The 19,309-nt window shown below is 62.5% G+C and carries 15 protein-coding genes; 4 read left to right on the forward strand and 11 right to left on the reverse strand.

The annotated features are described in order from the left end of the window. Positions 1-165 precede the first annotated feature (165 nt). Positions 166-1,659, forward strand: coding sequence for a DHA2 family efflux MFS transporter permease subunit (locus tag ACMFWR_RS21925; RefSeq protein ID WP_413197319.1), 1,494 nt, complete (start codon positions 166-168; stop codon positions 1,657-1,659). Positions 1,660-1,742: 83 nt separating this feature from the next. Here ACMFWR_RS21925 and ACMFWR_RS21930 read toward each other — a convergent pair whose 3' ends face one another. Continuing rightward, positions 1,743-2,789, reverse strand: a complete 1,047-nt coding sequence (locus ACMFWR_RS21930; RefSeq protein ID WP_413196794.1) for an aldo/keto reductase — start codon at positions 2,787-2,789, stop codon at positions 1,743-1,745. A 213-nt stretch (positions 2,790-3,002) separates the two neighbouring features. On the opposite strand from ACMFWR_RS21930, the gene ACMFWR_RS21935 reads away from it, so the two are divergent. Next, entirely contained in the window at positions 3,003-3,977 is a 975-nt protein-coding gene (locus tag ACMFWR_RS21935; RefSeq protein ID WP_413196795.1) for an AraC family transcriptional regulator N-terminal domain-containing protein, read from the forward strand. A 291-nt stretch (positions 3,978-4,268) separates the two neighbouring features. On the opposite strand, the gene ACMFWR_RS21940 is transcribed toward ACMFWR_RS21935, so the two are convergent. The 4 genes from ACMFWR_RS21940 to ACMFWR_RS21955 form a co-directional block, all read right to left on the reverse strand. Beyond that, complete coding sequence (locus tag ACMFWR_RS21940; RefSeq protein ID WP_413196796.1) at positions 4,269-4,463, reverse strand: hypothetical protein; 195 nt, start codon at positions 4,461-4,463, stop codon at positions 4,269-4,271. Positions 4,464-5,308: 845 nt separating this feature from the next. After that, complete coding sequence (locus tag ACMFWR_RS21945) at positions 5,309-6,550, reverse strand: CaiB/BaiF CoA transferase family protein (protein WP_413196797.1); 1,242 nt, start codon at positions 6,548-6,550, stop codon at positions 5,309-5,311. A gap of 13 nt (positions 6,551-6,563) precedes the next feature. Beyond that, positions 6,564-8,561, reverse strand: a complete 1,998-nt coding sequence (locus ACMFWR_RS21950) for a DUF3857 domain-containing transglutaminase family protein (protein ID WP_413196798.1) — start codon at positions 8,559-8,561, stop codon at positions 6,564-6,566. Between the two features lie 43 nt (positions 8,562-8,604). Next, on the reverse strand, positions 8,605-9,363 hold the full coding sequence (locus tag ACMFWR_RS21955) for an SDR family oxidoreductase (RefSeq protein ID WP_413196799.1): 759 nt from the start codon (positions 9,361-9,363) through the stop codon (positions 8,605-8,607). Between the two features lie 309 nt (positions 9,364-9,672). Between ACMFWR_RS21955 and ACMFWR_RS21960 the strand changes: the two genes are divergently transcribed. Beyond that, a complete protein-coding gene (locus tag ACMFWR_RS21960) occupies positions 9,673-9,828 on the forward strand; it encodes a hypothetical protein (RefSeq protein WP_413196800.1) in 156 nt (51 codons plus the stop codon). Between the two features lie 208 nt (positions 9,829-10,036). On the opposite strand, the gene ACMFWR_RS21965 is transcribed toward ACMFWR_RS21960, so the two are convergent. The 6 genes from ACMFWR_RS21965 to ACMFWR_RS21990 form a co-directional block, all read right to left on the reverse strand. Continuing rightward, positions 10,037-12,148, reverse strand: a complete 2,112-nt coding sequence (locus ACMFWR_RS21965) for a phosphocholine-specific phospholipase C (RefSeq protein ID WP_413196801.1) — start codon at positions 12,146-12,148, stop codon at positions 10,037-10,039. A gap of 81 nt (positions 12,149-12,229) precedes the next feature. Beyond that, positions 12,230-12,511, reverse strand: a complete 282-nt coding sequence (locus ACMFWR_RS21970) for a hypothetical protein (protein WP_413196802.1) — start codon at positions 12,509-12,511, stop codon at positions 12,230-12,232. A 235-nt stretch (positions 12,512-12,746) separates the two neighbouring features. Beyond that, the gene (locus ACMFWR_RS21975; protein ID WP_413196803.1) at positions 12,747-14,018 is read right to left on the reverse strand and encodes a diguanylate cyclase; all 1,272 of its coding nucleotides are present in this window, start codon (positions 14,016-14,018) and stop codon (positions 12,747-12,749) included. 399 nt (positions 14,019-14,417) lie between these two features. Further along, positions 14,418-15,344: an NAD-dependent protein deacetylase gene (locus tag ACMFWR_RS21980; protein WP_413196804.1), complete on the reverse strand. Its 927-nt coding sequence runs from the start codon at positions 15,342-15,344 to the stop codon at positions 14,418-14,420. A gap of 90 nt (positions 15,345-15,434) precedes the next feature. Then, a complete protein-coding gene (locus ACMFWR_RS21985; protein WP_413196805.1) occupies positions 15,435-16,142 on the reverse strand; it encodes an ArsR/SmtB family transcription factor in 708 nt (235 codons plus the stop codon). A 190-nt stretch (positions 16,143-16,332) separates the two neighbouring features. Beyond that, a complete protein-coding gene (locus ACMFWR_RS21990) occupies positions 16,333-17,346 on the reverse strand; it encodes a LysR family transcriptional regulator (RefSeq protein ID WP_413196806.1) in 1,014 nt (337 codons plus the stop codon). A gap of 528 nt (positions 17,347-17,874) precedes the next feature. Here ACMFWR_RS21990 and ACMFWR_RS21995 point away from each other — a divergent pair. Continuing rightward, complete coding sequence (locus ACMFWR_RS21995) at positions 17,875-19,269, forward strand: DUF445 domain-containing protein (protein WP_413196807.1); 1,395 nt, start codon at positions 17,875-17,877, stop codon at positions 19,267-19,269. The last annotated feature ends 40 nt before the right edge of the window (positions 19,270-19,309 follow it).

Here is a 19,309-nt window from a genome sequence, read left to right on the forward strand (position 1 = left end):
CCGGCTGCATCCAATCCGGAGAACGCGTCCGTTCTGCGCGCTGTGGACGAGCCAGGGCAAGAAGGCCTGACGGCGACTGCCGCGGCCGAAGCCGAAGCCACAGCGGCTGCGCCGTCCACTGTCCCTCCGGTGTCCACGACCGCGGGCGCCGGCCTCAATCGCGGCATGATCACCGTATCGCTGATGCTGGCGACGCTGATGCAGACCCTCGACAGCACGATCGCGAACGTCGCGCTGCCTCATATGCAGGGGACCCTGTCGGCATCTCAGGACGAAATTACCTGGGTGCTGACGTCATATATCGTGGCCGCCGCGATCGCGACTCCGCTGACCGGCTGGCTCAGCGACCATCTCGGTGTCAAGCGGCTGCTCGCCGTCGCGGTCGGTGGCTTCACGATTGCGTCAGCGCTGTGCGGCATGTCAGAGACGTTGACGCAGATCATTGCCTCGCGACTGTTGCAAGGCATTTTCGGCGCATCGCTCGTGCCGCTGTCGCAATCGATCCTGCTCGATATCAACCCGCGCGAAAAGCAGGGCCAGGCCATGGCGGTCTGGGGGATGGGCGTGATGGTCGGGCCGATCCTCGGACCCACGCTCGGGGGGTGGCTGACCGACAGCTACAACTGGCGCTGGGTCTTCTTTATCAACCTGCCCGTCGGCGCGTTTGCGCTCTTCGGCGTGCTGACCTATCTGCCCGATCGAAAACGCGTCACACGCAACGCACTCGACTTCTTCGGCTTCGCCATGCTCTCGCTCGCGATCGGCGCATTCCAGGCGTTGCTCGATCGCGGCGAACAACTCGACTGGTTCGGTTCGCTTGAAATCCAGATCGAAGCGCTGATCGCAGCGATCAGCTTCGCCTTCTTCATCGTTCATACCGCGACCGCGGGCAAGCGCTCGTTCTTTCGGGCCGAGTTACTGCGCGACCGGAATTTCGTGACCGGGACGTGCTTTATCTTTGTGGTCGGCGCGGTGCTCTACGCGACGCGCGCCCTGTTACCGCCGATGTTGCAGTCGCTGATGGGCTACCCCGTGGCCACGACCGGTCTGGTGACCGCGCCCAGCGGCATCGGCACGATGATCGCCATGCTGCTGGCCGGAAGACTGCTCGGCAAAGTGGAAACACGCATGCTGCTGTTCACGGGCTTCATCATTTCCGCGGTCGCGCTCTACATGATGATGAAGTACACCATCGTCCTGTCGAGCGCCGATATCGTCTGGCCCGGCGTGATTCAAGGCTTTGGACTGGGGCTGATCTTCGTGCCCTTGAGTTCGGTGTCGTTCTCGAGCCTCTCTGCGGAACTGCGTGCGGACGGCACGGCGATCTACAGCCTGATGCGCAATCTGGGCAGCAGCCTGGGTATTTCGATCATCCAGACGATGGTGACGCGCAATACGCAGATCTCGCATTCGTCACTGGCGAGCTACGCTACGCCGTTCAATCCGGTCATGCGGGCGCAGGTCGATATGTCGTCGCCGTCGGCCATGGCAATGCTCGACAGGATGATCGGCCAGCAGGCGTCGATGATTGCGTACGACGATGCGTTCAAGCTGATGTTCATCGCCACGCTCGTCGTCGTTCCGCTGCTCGCGCTGATCAGCAAACCGAAACGGCAGGCTCCGCTGGACCCCAGCGAAGCCCACGTGGCGATGGATTGAGTGCTTGAGCGGGCGTTCAGGTTGGCGCTTGGGCGGGCGCCCGGGTGGTGGCTTTGCAAAGCGCCAAGGTGATTCCCCGCTGATTAACCGCGCCCTGCCTCAACGAGTTGCTTGCGACGATTCGCGCCCTGACGTTCGAACATCCAGCCCGGATATTCGGCGGGCAGCGCGCTGACTTCATTGAGCGCGGCCAGTTCGTCGGCGCTCAATTGCACGTTCGTCGCGGCAATGTTGTCGTCGAGCTGATCCACCCTCTTGGCACCGATGATCACGCTCGTGACCTGTTGCTGATGCAGCAGCCACGCCAGTGCGATCTGCGCGACCGACACTTTCTTCGCATCGGCGATCTTGCGCATCACGTCGACGCAATCAAATGCACGTTCCTTGTCGACCGGCGGAAAATCGAACGTCGTACGACGGTTACCTGCCTCGCCCTTCTGGTCTCGTGCGTACTTGCCGCTCAGCAGACCGCCCGCAAGCGGGCTCCACACCATGAGGCCCACGTCTTCGCTCTTGAGCAACGGCACGATTTCGCGCTCGAGGTCGCGGCCCGCAATCGTGTAGTACGCCTGAAGCGACTCGAAGCGCGCGAGGCCGTGCTTATCGGCGATGCCGAGCGCCTTCATGATCTGCCACGCCGCCCAGTTCGACACGCCCACGTAACGCACATGGCCGTGCTGCACGAGGTTGTCGAGCGCGCGCACCGTTTCCTCGATCGGCGTGGCCGGATCGAAACCGTGGATCTGATAGAGGTCGATATGATCGAGCTGCAGGCGCTTGAGGCTCGCCTTGACGCCATCCATGATGTGCGAGCGCGACATGCCGCGTGAATTCGGCCCCTTGCCCGTTTCGCCGAACACCTTGGTGGCAATGACCACATCCTCTCGCGGCACCTTCAGATTGCGCAGTGCCTGTCCCGTGATCTGCTCCGAGATGCCCTGCGAATAGACGTCGGCGGTATCGATGAAGTTGATGCCGGCTTCGAGCGAGCGGCCGACCAGCGCGTCGGCTTCCGATTGCTGGAGCGTGCCGATCTGGCTCCAGATTTCTCCCGTACCGCCGAACGTCATCGTGCCGAGGCACAATTCCGACACGAACAAACCCGTATGGCCCAGTTTCTTGTAGCGCATCTGCAGTCTCCGCGATGATTGGACAATAAGCGCCGGACCGACCAGCCCGGCCGCAACTGGCGCAGTCTGCGCTTGCGCACTGCGGCGCAGGTAGCACGATCCTGTAGATAATTTGCCTAAATCTGCAAATGGCAGGGCCCACACATTGCAACGCGCGTACGCGGGAGTAAGCTGGCGATCTCGTCTACGCACCGCAGCATCCCTCTGCAACCCATGGACATCCAAGCCTCCCCCGATGTACTTCAGCAAGCCGCACTCGATCGGCAGCTCGCCGAGCTTGCGGGGCTGATTGAACGATTCACCGGCGTTGACGGCGTGCACGAAACCGCCGTACCCGGCCTGCTGCTGACCCGCATGTCGACGGCTCGGAAACCGCATCATGGTTTCCAGCAGCCGGCGCTCGCGGTGATCGCGCAATGCTCAAAGAAGTTGATGGTCGGCAATGAGACGTATATCTACGACCCGTTGAACTACCTCGTGACGTCCGTCAATCTGCCGGGCGTCGCCGAGATCGTGGGCATGTCGCCCGATCATCCGTATCTGAGCCTGCGCCTGGACCTCGACGTCGAACGCATCGGTGCGTTGCTGCGCGAAGCCAATCTGCCGGCTTCGGCATCGCAGGAAGCGACGCGCGGCGTGTTCATGTCGCGCATGTCGCCGCCGCTCGTCGACGCGGTCGTGCGACTCGTACGCCTGCTCGATACGCCGGACGACATTCCGATCCTCGCGCCGCTGATCGAGCGCGAAATCCACTATCGCCTGATCATGGACGGGCAAGGTGCGCGTCTGAGCCAGATCGCGCTGACCGGCAGCCATACGCAACGCATCGCGAAAGCGATTGGCTTGCTGCGCGATAACTACAACCAGCCGCTGCGCATCGAAACGATCGCCCGCAACGTGAATATGAGTCCGTCGTCGCTGCATCACCACTTCAAGGCGGTGACGGCGATGAGCCCGCTTCAATACCAGAAGCAATTGCGGCTTCATGAAGCGCGGCGACTGATGCTCAGCGAAGTGCTCGATGCGGCCACCGCGAGTCATCGGGTCGGCTACGAAAGCGCCTCGCAATTCAGCCGCGAGTACCGGCGTCTGTTCGGCGAGCCGCCGCTGCGCGACATCATGCGCCTGCGCGATACGGATCCGACCCGGGACGCCGCCGAGGCGCAGGAGGCAGCGGAAGCTTCCTGACCAGCGTGTTTGTCTGTGGAAGGGTTTGTCTGCGATGACTTCGGGAAACCCGGGCTGTCGACGATTCGGCTTGTCTGCGATCGCGACCGTCCGCCATTCGCTACGAATCTGAAAATAATCAGGCATCCGAATACTGTCGCGGCCGTCATGTTCGCGCCAGAAACAAAAACGCCGCAGTGCCTCTGTCGCACTGCGGCGTTTCACAACCTTGTAAGACCTTCCACTACTTTGTAAAGAGTTGTTGCCGCGATCACGGTACAACTCTAAGCGTTTGACGCGGGCGCTTTTCGCTTATCGGCCTTTGCTGATCGAGATACCTTCAGGCGCCTGACGCAGCAGACGCTCGAGTCCCGGTTCGCAATAGCGCGAACGTGCCGCCGTGTCCGCCGCTTCGCGCTCGCGCGCCGCTGCGACCACTTGAGCAAGAGCTGCGGGCTTCGAGCCCGTTGCCACTTTCGCCGTCGTACGCTGGGTGTGTTGCTGCATGTCGTTCCTCCGAAAAAGATCGTGCGCATCTCTGATGGATGCCGCAACGTTCATTGATGCAAGATACGGACCACTCTAAACACAGGGCACTGCGCACATCGCACTGCGATTCATGAATCGCGAACCTGACCTCGCGTCGATCGGAATCGACACGAAAATAATGGTTCGAGATGACGCACTCAATTCGCCGTCGCCTGGCATCATCCGTCGCGATACAGACTTCACGCATTGCGACACACATATGTCACGGGCCGACGTTCCGCTCACATGGCCCGTCGAGCGGTACGAAATCGGGTACGGATTATTGGGGACTTGAGCGCTTCACACGCCGAATGGAGCGACGCTTTCGGTGGTGTGCAGCGCTTGGACAGATTCCTCTACGAAACGTTGCAAAGCAATTAGTAGCAGCCCTTGGGTTTGCGCTTTCATAATAATCCATTCAGACGCTTTGACCGATCGGCTTTTTAAGCGGTAATTCCAGCCACTCGGATGATTCCATGCTCGCACACGCTTGCGCGGAAATGAAACCAATCAATCCTGCTAAAGATATTGCTCGGTTCGTTATCTGCAAACGCTGCTACGAGATTTTTTATCAATGCGCTGGCAAGCGATATACAAGTTTCTTCGCCCCGCTTTCGCATGAGCAATATTTCAATTCGGTTAATCAATCTTTATCGAAAGATCACACGAATTACGTTTGAAGCAATATATAAGTCCGTCCAGCCGTGTTGCCGGCATGAGCGAAGCGGATGATCGCTCATGCCGGCTATTCTGTCGCACCGGCCCGCTCGAATGATTTGCCGCGCAACCATCCCGATCCGCTGTGCCCGCGCCTCGAATTCGACTCACACCACCTTGTTCCCCACGAGCGTCTCAATGCGCGAGGCGTCGTAACCCAGCACGTCGCGCAGCACCTCGGTGGTGTGTTGGCCAAGCGTCGGCGGTGCATGCCGGTACTGAACCGGTGTTTCCGAAAGACGAATCGGACTCGCGACGCCAGGCGCCGAGCCGGCCGGATGCGGCAGGTCCACGCGCAAGCCGCGCGCGACCGCTTGCGGATCGGCAAACACGGCGTCGAGGTCGTTGATCGGCCCGCAGGGGACACCCGCGGCTTCGAGCGCTTCGACCCATTCATGCGTCGTGCGGGTACGCGTGATGTCACAGAGCATCGGAACCAGTACGTCCCGGTGGCGCACGCGATCGCGATTGGTGGCGAAGCGCGCGTCGTCTGCGAGTGCGGGTTGACCGGCGACGATGCATAGCCGACGGAACTGGCCATCGTTGCCTACCGCGACGATCATGTTGCCGTCCGCGGTCGGGAAATCCTGATACGGCACGATATTCGGGTGACTATTGCCCAGGCGCACCGGCGCGACGCCGGATACGAGGTAATTGCTCGCCTGATTGACGAGCGTCGCCACCTGCACGTCGAACAAGGCGAGGTCGATATGCTGGCCGATACCCGTGCGCTCGCGATACGCGAGGGCAGCGAGGATGGCGTTGCTCGCATACAGCCCGGTCAGCACATCGGTGAGCGCGACACCGACTTTCATTGGCCCTGCCCCGGCTTCATGGTTCGCGCGCCCGGTCACGCTCATCAGGCCGCCCATGGCCTGGATCAGAAAGTCGTAACCAGCGCGGTCCGCGTAGGGCCCGGTCTGTCCGAAACCCGTGATCGAGCAGTACACGATATCGGGCTTAATCTCCCGCAGCGATGCATAGTCGAGCCCGTACGGCGCCAGACCTCCATGCTTGAAGTTCTCGATGACGACGTCCGACCGCGCGGCGAGCTCGCGAACGATGGCCTGCCCCTCGCTGCGCGTGAAATCGACGGTCAGCGAACGCTTGTTTCGATTCGTGCTCAGGAAATAGGCCGATTCCGCCGTTTCGTGCCCTTGTGCGTCGTGCAGATACGGCGGGCCCCAGCTACGCGTATCGTCGCCTGAACCAGGGCGCTCGACCTTGATGACGTCGGCGCCGAGGTCGGCGAGCAGCTGACTCGCCCAGGGCCCCGCGAGCACACGCGATAAATCCAGCACACGCACGTGCGACAGCGTACTGGGCGGCGATATCTTCGCTTCGCTCATGAATCCTCCCGATTCACTCTTGTTGTCTTGCTCGCACGATGATCTGCGACATTGCATCGCGCTCGGCCTTGAGCAGCGTGCCGCGATTCGCCTCGTACGCTTCGGGGTCGCAGACCGCCGCCGGAAAATGCAGATGAAGCGCTCGTGTGATTTGTATCGTCTGGCTCGACGCATCGAACAGATAGTGTGCGACGTAGTCGAGCGTGCCGGTATGCAGTTCGAGGTCGGGCGGGATATCGCTGACGGTGAAGTCGCGTGCGAACGTGAGCACGGCGTTTTCGGTGAAATCTCCGCTCGTGCACGTATACGGCTGCGTCCGCACGCGTTCGGCGAGTGCCGTGCGCAGTTGCGATGCAATGCCGCCCGAGAAGCTGCTTAACGCGGGCACTGCCGTTGTCCCGGTCGGCCAGACCACGTTTTCGAGCGCGCCGCGCAATGTCGTGTCGAATGGCCCTTGCGTCGCATCGAGCGGGCTGGTCGACATCGATCCGCTGCCCTGCAGCCCGGTCAGACGAAGCCGCTCGTCGACGATCCCGGCGCGTTGTTGCGCCGTCGCGCGACGCAGCCGATTGCGTTCGATCTCTGCGCTCCAGCCGCTGTCCTCGACAAAATAGGCGTAACTCGCCCCGCCGTCGCTGCCGATATTCGCCTGGAGCCGCGCCGTGCGACCCAGCGGCTGCGTCGACGGTGTGCGCACGAGCAGGCCTTCATTGACGAGTAACGCAGGCCGGTCGAGCACGCCCGAAGGCAAATAACCGAACTCCGTGCCGCCCGCAGTCGAATCCGCGAATAGCTGCAGATCGGGCAGCCACATGATGATGTGGTTGATCGCATTGCCGCCGTACCCGGGTACGGACGGCAAGGTATAGACCGAGCCGAGATTGAGCAGCGCAGGATCGTTGCGAATGCCTGCGGCGCTCAACAATGCACCGAAGATCGCGACGTGGTCCTTGCAGTCGCCATAGCGATTCGCAAGGATATCGACGACGCGGTGCGGCGATGCAGCCGTCTCGCCGAGCAGCAGCGCGACGTAGCGGATATTCATGCGGACCCAGTCGTAAATCGCGCGGGCCTTGTCGTGCGGATCGCTGAGATTCGCGGTCAGCGACGCAGCGAGTGCGACGATTTTCGGGTCTTGGGCCGTATCGTCGCGCGCGCCCTCGCGATACGTCGCCGCAAAGCTCGCATAGTCGGGAACGGTGGTCACGAGCAGCCGGTCGCCGTAGCTCGCGAACGAGATCGCGCCGCTTTCCTGCCGCGGAAAGCCGCTGCGGCTGTAGTCGAACTCATAGCGCGTGCGTGTGCCGTCGGTTTGCGGCGCCACGGCGGTGTAGCCGCGCGCATCGCTGTGCAACGGGCGATTGGCCGGCAAGTCGAAGATCAGACGCTGCTGCTCGACCGGCATGCGCGGAGGTTCGGCGAGATGGCTGAACTCGTGCGGCATCGACGGACGGGTCCTGAGTTTATGGACCTTCAAGTGCACGCGCGATCCGACACCGACGCCCGGAAAAATCACCACGCGGATCACGGCATCGGTAAAGGTCGGCGCGTCGGCCGAACGCGGCTCCTGCACGTCACGAATCTGATCCGGGCGCACATTGATGTGCTGGCCGTCTGCCGTGATCGTCTCGGCTTCGAGCACCTGAACCTGATCGACGTTGCGATCGAACCAGATATAGCGCTGCGCAATGTCGTCGACGCCCGACTGCGTATTGGCGCGCAGCACGGTGTCGTCGACTTCATCGATCGAGCTGTCGTCGCGTACGGTAAACACGTGCGTATCGCTTTCGATCGTCGCCGAGGGCACATCGTCGTCCGGTGCCGCCAGAACCGGGGTTGGAGCGAGGCACAAGGCGAGACTCAAGGCGAGTCCCAGCCATGCTCCCAGCCCCACGCCTGCTCCCGAAACAAGGGCAAGCGCGAGCGCCAGCACACGCACCAGGTCCCTCGCAAACGCGACCGGCGTCGTACATGCCCACCCGCGAATCGCGGCCGGATTCGACGCGTTCAAGCGCGTGCGTCCGCGCATAAGCCCGAGGCGACGCACGATCGCCTCAGCCGCGCCCGATATAAGGCATCTTGGTCGCCATGACGGTCATGAACTGGACATTCGCCTCGAGCGGCAGACCGGCCATATACAGCACCGCATTCGCGACGTGCGCGACGTCGATGCGCGGTTCGGCAGCGAGATCGCCATTCGCCTGCAATACACCTTGCGTCATGCGCTCGGTCATATCGGTGGCGGCGTTGCCGATGTCGATCTGTCCGCATGCGATATCGAATGCGCGACCGTCGAGCGACAGCGCCTTCGTCAGGCCGGCGACCGCGTGCTTGGTCGACGTGTAAGGCGCGCTGAACGGCCTCGGCGCGTGCGCCGAAATCGAGCCATTGTTGATGATCCGGCCACCGCGTGGCTGCTGCGCCTTCATCAGGCCGAAGGCGGCCCGGCTGCACAGAAACACGCCCGTCAGGTTGGTGTCGACCACCGCGCGCCATTGCTCGACGGAGAGTTCGTCGATCGACACAGCAGGCGCCCCGATGCCCGCGTTGTTGAACAGCACGTCGAGCCGCCCGAAACGTTCGCGCGTACGCTCGAACAACGCGTCGACGCTCGCTGCGTCGGTCACGTCTGTCTGCACGGCGAGCGCTTCGCGCCCCGCTGCCTTGGCGGCTTCGACCATCGCCTCGAGCGGTGCGATGGCACGCGCCGCCAGCACGACGCGATAACCGTGCTCGAGCAAGGTTTCCGCCACCGCCTTGCCGATGCCGCGCGACGCCCCCGTCACGAGCGCGACCTTTGCGTGACTGCTCATCCGTTCCTCCAGATTTTTTGTTTAGTGCCTGCTCCGTCTGCTCGTCACTTTACCAGCCCTCACGCCGGTCGATCGTTTCAGGCCCGGAACGTGCGTCCGTTCCTGTTGCAGCCGGATCCGACGATCCGGTGCGGCGACGCGGCCGTCAATGTGAAAGGCATTAGAAAGAATTCGCGGTAATTTCGTGGAAGTTCTGCAACTATTAGCAGGACTGACCGTTTAGCTATTCCCATTCGATCGCGTGCTCGTTAAAGTGTCTGGCGCCCGTTGCGCCTCGCAATTCTTTCAAGTCTTACAAGGAGTTTTTCCATGATTCGTCGCGTGCTGATCTCGCTCGCCCTTCTGACCGGCATGACCGCCCTCGCCCCGCTGAGCGCGATGGCTGATGAAATGCATCACCCGGTTCATCACCATCATCACCACCCGGTCTGCCACTACGAGCATCATCACAAGGTCTGCCACTAAGAGCGGCGCGAGGTATCCGGTAGCCCGGATACCGGGAAATACGAACAAATAAAAACGAGGCATCAGGTCTGACCTGATGCCTCGTTTGTTTTTCGGCCGGGGAATGCGATCCGCAGGTCCTGGCCCGGCTCCCATGGGGTAGCCGGGCCGCCTCAGACGCTCAACGCCGCTACGCTACCTACTCCCGGTACCGAAACGTCATTTCCACTCAGACGCCCAGTGCAGGATCGCTTGCGCTGGCGCGGCCGTTTTCAACGTGGCCGGCCAGGCGGCGCGAGAACGCCTTGTCCGCATCGACCGTCACCGTCAGGTCGTACCAGCCGTAGCTGGCGCGCAGATCCCAGTAGTCCTCGCACGTGTCGCCCGACTTGACCTTGAACGTACGCGGCTTGCCGCTGCCGTAGGCGTTGGCGACCGTGAACGTGACCGTCTTGTTGCTGTTGTTCTTCAGGCGCAGCTGAATATTGCCGTTGGCGACGTCATAGCCGTTGACGACTTCCGGATTGACGCTGCCATGCAGGCTTGATGCCGCGCTGCCGCGGAACTCGCGCAGGAAGCCGTTCGGGCCGAAGACCGAGAACGCATACGCGCCGGCCAGCGTCGGCGTGATGATGAGTTCGTCTTCGAGCTTCTTGCCTGCCTCGACCGTGTAGCACAGCGGCGCGATCACGCCGTCGTTCTGGTAGACGAGGAACGCCGCGCCCGCATCGCCCGTGTTGCTGAAGGCGACATGGAACTTGCCGTCCGAGCCGTCGATGCGGCCGTGCACGAAGAATTCGTACGGCAATGCACGTGCGAGACGCATACCCGATTCCTGCTTCGGGAGCGCCTGCGTCGCAGGTACCGTCGGCTTGTAGTCGGGGTGACGGAGATTATCGGGCGGTGCATACGACGTTGTGCTCGGCAGCGACGGCACGGCGTCATTCGGATTGTCGAAGTTGAACGCCGACGTCAGATCGCCCGACACCACCTTGCGCCACGGCGTGATGTTCGTTTCCTGCTGGATGCCGTACTGGTGACCGAAGCGCTTGTTGATAAAGCGGATCAGCGACGTATGGTCGAACGTCTGCGAGCAGACGTAGCCGCCCTTCGTCCACGGCGACACGATGATCATCGGCACGCGCGGCCCGAGGCCGTACGGACCGGCCGGATACGTGGCGTTGCCGGCGAAATACTCGTTGGTCAGCGCGACCGTCGAGCGGCCCGCGGCAGACGACCCCGGTGCGAACACCGGCGGGATGTGGTCGAAGAAGCCGTCGTTTTCGTCGAACGTGATGATCAGTGCCGTCTTGCTCCACAGCTCCGGGTTCGACGTCAGCACCTCGAGCACCTGATTCGTGTACCACGCGCCGTAGTTCGCCGGCCAGTTCGGGTGTTCCGAATAGGCTTCCGGTGCGACGATCCACGACACCTGCGGCAGCGTGTTGTTCTTGACGTCGGCCTTGAGCACGTCGAAGAACGTGCCACCGTTCAGGACATTGGTGCCCGTCAGCGCCTTTTCATACAGTGCGCTGCCCGGCGTCGAGTTCTGATACTGATGGAAGTACAGCAGCGAGTTGTCGCCGTAGTTACCAATGTACGCGTTGTCGCCTGTCCAGCCCCACGAGCCTGCCGCCGTCAGACCGTGACCGATGTCCTGGTAGATCTTCCACGACACGCCGGCGCGCTCGAGCAACTCCGGATACGTCGACCACCCGTAGCCTGCTTCTGCATTGTCAATCACGGGGCCGCCGCCCGAGCCGTCGTTGCCAACCCAGCCCGTCCACATGTAGTAGCGGTTCGGGTCGGTCGGGGCCATCGTCGAGCAGTGGTACGCGTCGCAGATCGTGAACGCATCGGCGAGCGCGTAGTGGAACGGGATGTCCTGACGCGTCAGGTAGGCCATCGTGGTCGTGCCCTTCGCAGGGACCCACTGGTTGTATTGACCGTTGTTCCATGCCGCGTGCGTCGTCGTCCAGTCGTGCGCCAGATCCTCGATGAATGCCAGACCGAGGTTCGGTGCGTCCGGGTGGAACGGCAGCACTTCGCCGGCCGTCGCCGGGTTCGGCTGATGCCAGACGGGCTTGCCGCTCGGCAGCGGCGTCACGCGCGTGTCGCCGTAGCCGCGCACGCCGCGCAGCGTGCCGAAGTAGTGGTCGAACGAACGGTTTTCCTGCATGAGGATCACGATGTGTTCGATGTCCTCAATGCTCTTCTTCTCGTTGTGGGCAGGCAGCGCGAGTGCGTTGCGAATACCAGCCGGCAAGGCGCTCATCGCGGCCGCAGCGCCGGCAGTGCCGGCCAGCGAACGCAAAAACTCACGTCGATTATTCGATGTCATGGTCAGACGTTTCCGCAAAGGGGGAGTCATGTGCGGCCGGGCACTCGTGTGCTGTGAGCGGGGGACCCCGGCCGCGCGGGCTTACTGCGCGTAGTGCATGACCGGCGGTGCAAGTCCGTTGGAGGCTGGACTGGCGGCGTTGGCGACGGTCGAGGGGTCAGACAGTGAAGCAGACTGCGGGGTCGCCGCATTCGACGAGGCGTTGCTTTGCTGACTGGCGTCGTCATCACGCCCGCCGCACGCGGCAAGGCTGAAACAGACGACCGCGCCGATCGACATCAGGCACAGGGTCGTGACGACACGCTTGGGGCGGTGCTCGGCGCCAAGCGAATCGGGCACGGCTCGAGACGAGTGGAACACCATGTGTTCGTCCTCCTGAAGTCGGCAGCATGACAACGGCAGGACAAGCCGCGTCCAATGCGAGCCGCCGACAGCATACGGAGCGAACCGTGTCGAAATCGTGAAGCGTGCCTTTCGCACGCATTCATGGCGGGAGGAAACGATAGATTGTCGTGGCGATCACGAGCGGATTGTCGGCAATCCGTATCGTTGACGGATACAGACAGCGCGGATGCCGGAAAAAACGATTAATCCGACATCACGCCGTCATTTCCCAGAACACGCGATCGCGGCCGCTATGCTTGGCCTGATAGAGCGCACGGTCGGCGCGGTCGAGCAATTGCTCGACACGATGATCGGCGCGCGTGCGCAGCGCTGCGCCGATGCTGACGGTGACGGCACGCGGAGGACGCGCACCGCCTTCGAGGCGGATCTCGCGGACTGCAGCCAGCACGCGCGACACCAGCTCCCTGACCTGCTCGGGCCGCGTATGGTGCACCACGATCGCGAACTCTTCGCCGCCGAGACGGCCGAACAGATCCGTTTCGGCAATCTGTTCCGAGACCGCCGAGGCAAAACGCACCAGCACGGAGTCGCCAGTGGCGTGTCCATACTGGTCGTTGATCGACTTGAAGTAATCGATGTCGAGCAGCAGCAGCGTGAGATCGCCCCGCGAGGACGGATCGTTGAGGCGCGCTTGCGCGGCTTCGATAAACGCGCGGCGGTTCAGGATGTCGGTCAGCGAATCGATGCTGGCGAGACGGCGCAGCTCGCGCTCGAGATCCTTGCGCTCGGTCACGTCGCGATAGATGCCCTCGACGCCCGCAAAGCACCCGTCTTCGTCATACAGCGCGGTGCTGCTGATCGAGATATCGATAATGCGGCCGTCCTTGCGCACCATCTGGCCGGGAAAATCGGCCACTTCCCCGTAGGTACGGATCGCTTCCTTAAAAGCGTCGCGGTCCGACAGGTTCGGATACCACTCGGCCGCGTCACGCCCGACGATCTCGTTCGGCTCATAGCCGAGCACGCGCCGCACGCCCGGCCCGACCATTTGCACGACGCCTTTCGAATCGGTCCGGTAGTACACGTCCTGCATATTCTCGAAGAGCCGGCGGAAGTGCTCCTCGCTGCGACGCAGCCGATCGCCGATCGCGTTGCCGCGGCCGACCTCGAGCGCCGTGATGAGCACGCTGTTCTGCCCTTCGAACTCGACCGACACGCTCGTCACGAGCACGACACGAACGTTGTCGCGACAAGTGCGCACGCGCAACTCGACCGGCGCATTGGGCGTCGCGCTTTGCGCCGAACGTCGCATGCGGCTGATCGCGTGGAACTGATCGAGCTGGTGCACGTAGTCGACGATCGGCTGACCGACGACCTCGCTGCACGCCCAGCCCTCGACGCCGGGGTCGGCTTCGAGCAGGCGGCGCGCGGCCTGATTCGCGAACGCAATCCGGCCATCGGTCACGACAAGGACCGCGGCGGGCAGCGCTGCGAGCAAATATCCGGAAACGGAGTCTTGAGTCATATTTTTTATGATGTCAATCAGCGTCATCGGGCTCAGCTGCGTGCGTTCCCTCGTCTACGCACGATGCCGCGCGGCGGCGCGGCTCCTTACATTTCGTAATGTTCAGCGGGTATTGCCAGCATACGACGTGAAGCGACGCCTCCCTTGTCACCGCGTATCAGCTTTATGCGATCTGCTTTGCGTAATGAGCTGCGCGATCGGCTTGTCGATCACCCTTGCGTATTACGCGCTGCAGGCACTGAGCCTCGCTCGCGATGCCATTGCACAACCGGTCAAACACCGGCCGCGCGCGGCGTGGCGACATCATATTCCATTCATCGTATGTAACTACGCTTGTTACTTCGAGGGTTTTGCCTAGGGTGCGGCCGACGAAGAGACAAAGAACAGACTATAAACAGGCTAAAAACACGCTGCTTTGGCGGCACTCTGCGTAAGTCGCTCAACGAGCGCCGGCAAGATCTCACCACAGGACACGGGGACTTTGAGTGAAAGCAATCCGTCAGCCCGCGTGCGTCCGATATTCACCGCCGCGATTGGCGTGCCCGCCCTCGCCGCCTGGTCGCAAAAGCGAAAACCCGAATAGACCATCAGCGACGATCCGACCACAAGCATCGCATCGGCGCGCGCAAGCGATGCGAGCGCGGCATCGACACGCATGCGCGGCACGCCCTCCCCGAAAAACACGACGTCGGGCTTGATGACGCCGCCGCATCGCTCGCAGTCGGGCGCATGGAACAGGTCGAAGCGATCCGATTCGAGCCGCGCGTCGCCATCGGGCAACGGCAGCGCGTTCATCGTGAGCCAGTCGGGGTTCTCGCGTTCAAGACGAATCTGGATGTCGGCGCGCGCATGACGGTATCCGCATTCGATGCAGACGACATCGGCCACGTTGCCGTGCAGTTCGATGACGCCCGTGCTGCCGGCTGCGGTATGCAGACCGTCGACGTTCTGCGTCACGAGCCGCTCGACGCGATCGAGCTTCTGAAGTTCAGACAGCGCGCGGTGCGCCGCATTGGGCCGTGCGTGCTGCACGGTGGGCCAGCCGATCATATTGCGCGCCCAATAGCGCCGGCGCGACAGATCGGATTTCAGGAAGTCCTTGAGCATGATCGGGTCGCGGCCCTTGCGCTCACCGTTCTCGTCCCGGTAATCGGGAATGCCCGATTCGGTGCTGACGCCGGCGCCGCCAAGAATAAAGAGTCGCGGATGCCGCTCGACAAAATCGGCCAGCGCATCGAGCGCCTGCGTACCATCCGACACGACCGTGCCGGACACAACATCGTGATCCGATGGATTCGCCGCTTCCGCAGCCGACCGTTCGCTCATCTCGCGAGACCCACACTCAGCACAAAGTACGGGCCATGTTACGCGTTTTCGGGCGCGAACGAATTGGCTGACACAGGCTGAAACAAATGCTCAGTCGTGCTTGTCGAGCCAGTCGTCGAGCGCGCGCTGACCCCGCGCCGTCACGGTCAGGGCGCGCGAGTCGAGTTCGGGAATTGCCCAGCGTTTGTCTATGAGGGTGTCGAGGAGTGCCGCGCCGAGCACGCCGCCCAGATGCGGACGTCGCTCGCTCCAGTCGAGGCAGGGCTTGGCGAAGTGACGGCGTCCCCTGGAGCGAACCTGCAAAGTTTCATCGTCAAGGCCGATTTTCGCAAAGGCCGTGCGGCCTGCGTCACTCAACGCATAGCCATCGTGCGTGGCAATCAGCCATTCCCGCGCAAGCATCCGGTCGAGCAGCTCGACGGCTAACTCGCCGGCTGCATGGTTGTAGCAGGTGCGCGCATGACGCAGCGAATCGGGGGTGTGGGTGCGCATCGGCGATCGCGCGCGCTGCGCGACGCCCAGCAGCGTTTCGATCAGCGCCGCGACGTCGTCGTCGGCGAGCGTGTAGTAGCGATGGCGGCCCTGCGGAATGCACCGGATCCATCGGTCGTCCTGGAGCCGGGCGAGATGACCGCTTGCTGTGGAGGGGCTGATTTCGGCAACGAGCGCCAGTTCAGTCGCCGTGTGCGCGCGGCCGTCCATCAGCGCACACAGCATGCGAGCCCGCGCGGGCTCGGCCAACGCGGAACCGAGCGACGCGAGCGCTTCATCGAGAGAAACTAATGTCGGGGCATCCATGGGGGCCATCTTCCCACGATTCCCCGACCGATACTTCGGTCACGGCCGAAATGACAAAACGACCGAAACGACCGAAACAACCGAAACAACCGAAACAACCTCAAGCCTGCATATCGACTCAAGCAGGGTTGTCGGCTCAACCCGGCGCGTCTGCTTAAGCCAGTGCGCCGACTCAGGCAGACGCGTCCATTCACGCCTGCATTTCGAGCTCGGGGTCGTTCTGGGCGCGACGCGCGAGCGTGGCCTTGGCCGAGGCCGTCAGCGATGCGATGGTGTTGCCGTACACCGCGCGAGCGCTGGCATCCTGCGTCTGGATCTCGAAGAGCTCCACGAGCCAGTCGACGAATGCGCGCACGCGCGGCGATGCCTGGCGGCTCTTGACGTAGGTCACGCTGACCGGCGTCGGCATCGGCGACCATGCACCCAGCACTTCACGCAATTGTCCTGAGCGCAGATACGGTTCCGCCGACAGCCGCGTGGGTTGAATCAGCCCCAACCCCTGCAAGCCGCACGTCAGATACGCGTGATCCTCCGACACCTGCACGAAGCCATCGACCTTGACTTCGACCGCTTCCCCGTCGATATCGAAATCGAAGCCCATCTTGCGACCCGTTTGCGAGGCCACGCAATTGACAGCGACGTGCTCACGCAAATCGTCGAGTGTCTCCGGCATACCACGCCGCGCGAGATACGTCGGGCTTGCACACGTCACGTGCTCGAGCATGCCAAGCCTGCGAGCGGCCAGGCCCGAATCCGGCAATTCGCCGAACTGGATGCTGCAGTCCACGCCTTCGCCGACAAGGTCGACCTGCCGGCTGCTGAAACCGACGGCCACTTCGATATGCGGATGGCGTGCGTGAAATTCGCCCAGCGACGGCAGCACCAAAGCCGTCGCAATCGCACTGGGCATCTCCACGCGCAGCAGGCCGCGGATATTGTCGGTGCTGCCACGCAAGTCGGCTTCCATCTCATCGAGATCGGAGAGAATCCGCTGGCAGCGCTCGTAATACGATGCGCCTTCAATCGTCAGACTCAGCCGGCGCGTCGTGCGCAAGAGCAGCTGCACCCCAAGCAGCGCTTCGAGTTCCTGCATCAATGTAGTGACCCGCGCGCGTGGCATGCCGAGCGACTCGGCGGCGCGGGCAAAACTGTTACTGTCGACAATGCGAATAAAAGTCCTCATCGCCTGAATACGATCGATCATGTCGATACCTCGTGTCGATAAGTCTGCGGTCCCGGGAAGGCAAGCCCTCTCCCGCCCGGGTTTGCGCGAACGCAACCGGGTACGGCCGGGTGTCAAGTCAGTGGTCGTCGAGTCCGCCGCGCGCGCGGCGTTCCGGACGAAAAGAAATCAAGCAAAGGCGGTACGCGCGGCGTCGTGGGTCAGTGTCCCTTCGTCGACAGGCAGCGGTCCGGTCTCCGATACAGGCTTCGGTGTCAACGAAGCATGCGGTATCGGCACGGTTGTTATAGTAGGTTCCAGCCCGGCTTCGGTGAATACCCGAATCTGCACGATCGTTGCTCAATTCTCCAATGCCCCGGAGAATCGTCCAACGCAATGCCGGATCGTGCATCGCCGTGCAGGATCAGCGCATCGTCACTGCCCTGACCCGGCGCGTGGTCTTGCTGCCCTGCTGCTTCGCTGCCACGCGCGCCGGCTTCCGTTTGACCTGACCTCCGTGTGCCTCGTCCTCATTGGCTGATCGTTGGACGTATCTTAGGCGCACGCCCGATGCGGACCAATTACCTCGCACGTCATGCCGCCGACACGCGCCGCGGCGCGACTGTGCAGCGATTGCCCGAAATCGAGGACAATACGCGTCTTCGAAAATCAGACTCCCTCTCCATGGAAGCACCTGGCAAGCGCGCGGCACTCAACAGAATGAAGTTTTTCGCAACCGGCCTGCTGATCGTCTCAGCGGCGCTGTTTGCGCTCGCGAAACATCATCACGATCAGGGCGCATGGGCCTGGTTGACGGCGTTTTCCGAGGCGGCGATGGTCGGTGCGCTCGCCGACTGGTTCGCCGTGGTGGCCCTTTTCAGGCACCCGCTCGGCCTGCCGATTCCGCATACGGCAATCCTGCCCGCGAACAAGGCACGTGTCGCCGACAACCTCGCGGAGTTCGTGCAGGAAAAATTCCTCGGCGCCGATGCGCTCGTCGACAAGGTCGCGAGCTTCGATCCGGCGCAGCGCCTCGCGTCGTGGCTGTCAGAACCCCGCAACGCGGCGTTGCTCGGCGAAAAGGCGCTGGTTGCGACCAGCCAGATGCTCGAGCTGATCGATGACGAGCATGTGAAAGGCATGCTCTACGCGACGCTGCGCCGCCGTGCCGAAGGCTTCGATCTCGCGGGTGGCGTTGGCGGGCTGCTGTCGACGCTGACGGCTGACGGTCGCCATCAACGGCTGCTCGACGAAGGTCTCGGCGAGCTGTCGGCATGGCTCGAAAAGCCGGAAATCCAGCAAATGCTGGCCGACAAGATCGTGCAGATCGCCGGCGACGAGTATCCGACACTGATCGGTGCGCTCGGCTTTGTCGGACTCAAGGCGGAAGACCTCGGCTTCAAGTTCGCCGGCGGCCTCGTGCGCGGCGCGGGCAAGTGGCTCAGCGACATCGCATCGAACCCCGATCACGAGCGGCGTCAGGCCTTCGATCGCACGGTGGCCACGTTTATCGAGCGGCTTCAGTCGGATCCTTCATTCAAGCAGCGCATCGATGAGCACAAGCATCAATGGCTCGAACGCCCCGAACTGCGTGCGTACGTGAACAGCTTGTGGGACGACTTCACGCGCTGGCTGCGTGAAGACATGATGCGACCCGATTCGACGCTGCGCGCGAAGATCGTATCGGCCGCGAGCACCTTTGCACGCACGCTCGGTGACGATCCTGCCCTGCGCGCTTCGATCAATACACATATGCATGAAGCGATGCGCGGCCTTGCGCCAGAGCTGAGCCAGAGCATTGCGCGCCATATCTCGACCACCGTGCGCCAGTGGGACGATCGCACACTGGTGCGCGACGTCGAACTCAATATCGGGCGCGATCTGCAGTTCATTCGCGTGAACGGCACGATCGTCGGCGGCCTCGTCGGTGTGCTGATTCACGCGCTGAGTCTGGTGATCGGCTAAGCGTTCATCAAACCGCGCTAAGATTTACATTTTCAAGCCT

The sequence above is a fragment of the Pararobbsia alpina genome (assembly GCF_965118125.1).
GTDB lineage: Bacteria > Pseudomonadota > Gammaproteobacteria > Burkholderiales > Burkholderiaceae > Pararobbsia > Pararobbsia alpina_A.

What these genes read in the sequence shown, in the direction of transcription:
- ACMFWR_RS21925 (WP_413197319.1), top strand. Translation starts at nt 166, where the DNA reads ATGATCACCGTATCGCTGATGCTGGCGACGCTGATGCAGACCCTCGAC.
- ACMFWR_RS21930 (WP_413196794.1), bottom strand. Translation starts at nt 2,789, where the DNA reads ATGCGCTACAAGAAACTGGGCCATACGGGTTTGTTCGTGTCGGAATTG.
- ACMFWR_RS21935 (WP_413196795.1), top strand. Translation starts at nt 3,003, where the DNA reads ATGGACATCCAAGCCTCCCCCGATGTACTTCAGCAAGCCGCACTCGAT.
- ACMFWR_RS21940 (WP_413196796.1), bottom strand. Translation starts at nt 4,463, where the DNA reads ATGCAGCAACACACCCAGCGTACGACGGCGAAAGTGGCAACGGGCTCG.
- ACMFWR_RS21945 (WP_413196797.1), bottom strand. Translation starts at nt 6,550, where the DNA reads ATGAGCGAAGCGAAGATATCGCCGCCCAGTACGCTGTCGCACGTGCGT.
- ACMFWR_RS21955 (WP_413196799.1), bottom strand. Translation starts at nt 9,363, where the DNA reads ATGAGCAGTCACGCAAAGGTCGCGCTCGTGACGGGGGCGTCGCGCGGC.
- ACMFWR_RS21960 (WP_413196800.1), top strand. Translation starts at nt 9,673, where the DNA reads ATGATTCGTCGCGTGCTGATCTCGCTCGCCCTTCTGACCGGCATGACC.
- ACMFWR_RS21965 (WP_413196801.1), bottom strand. Translation starts at nt 12,148, where the DNA reads ATGACATCGAATAATCGACGTGAGTTTTTGCGTTCGCTGGCCGGCACT.
- ACMFWR_RS21970 (WP_413196802.1), bottom strand. Translation starts at nt 12,511, where the DNA reads ATGGTGTTCCACTCGTCTCGAGCCGTGCCCGATTCGCTTGGCGCCGAG.
- ACMFWR_RS21975 (WP_413196803.1), bottom strand. Translation starts at nt 14,018, where the DNA reads ATGACTCAAGACTCCGTTTCCGGATATTTGCTCGCAGCGCTGCCCGCC.
- ACMFWR_RS21980 (WP_413196804.1), bottom strand. Translation starts at nt 15,344, where the DNA reads ATGAGCGAACGGTCGGCTGCGGAAGCGGCGAATCCATCGGATCACGAT.
- ACMFWR_RS21985 (WP_413196805.1), bottom strand. Translation starts at nt 16,142, where the DNA reads ATGGATGCCCCGACATTAGTTTCTCTCGATGAAGCGCTCGCGTCGCTC.
- ACMFWR_RS21990 (WP_413196806.1), bottom strand. Translation starts at nt 17,346, where the DNA reads ATGATCGATCGTATTCAGGCGATGAGGACTTTTATTCGCATTGTCGAC.
- ACMFWR_RS21995 (WP_413196807.1), top strand. Translation starts at nt 17,875, where the DNA reads ATGCGGACCAATTACCTCGCACGTCATGCCGCCGACACGCGCCGCGGC.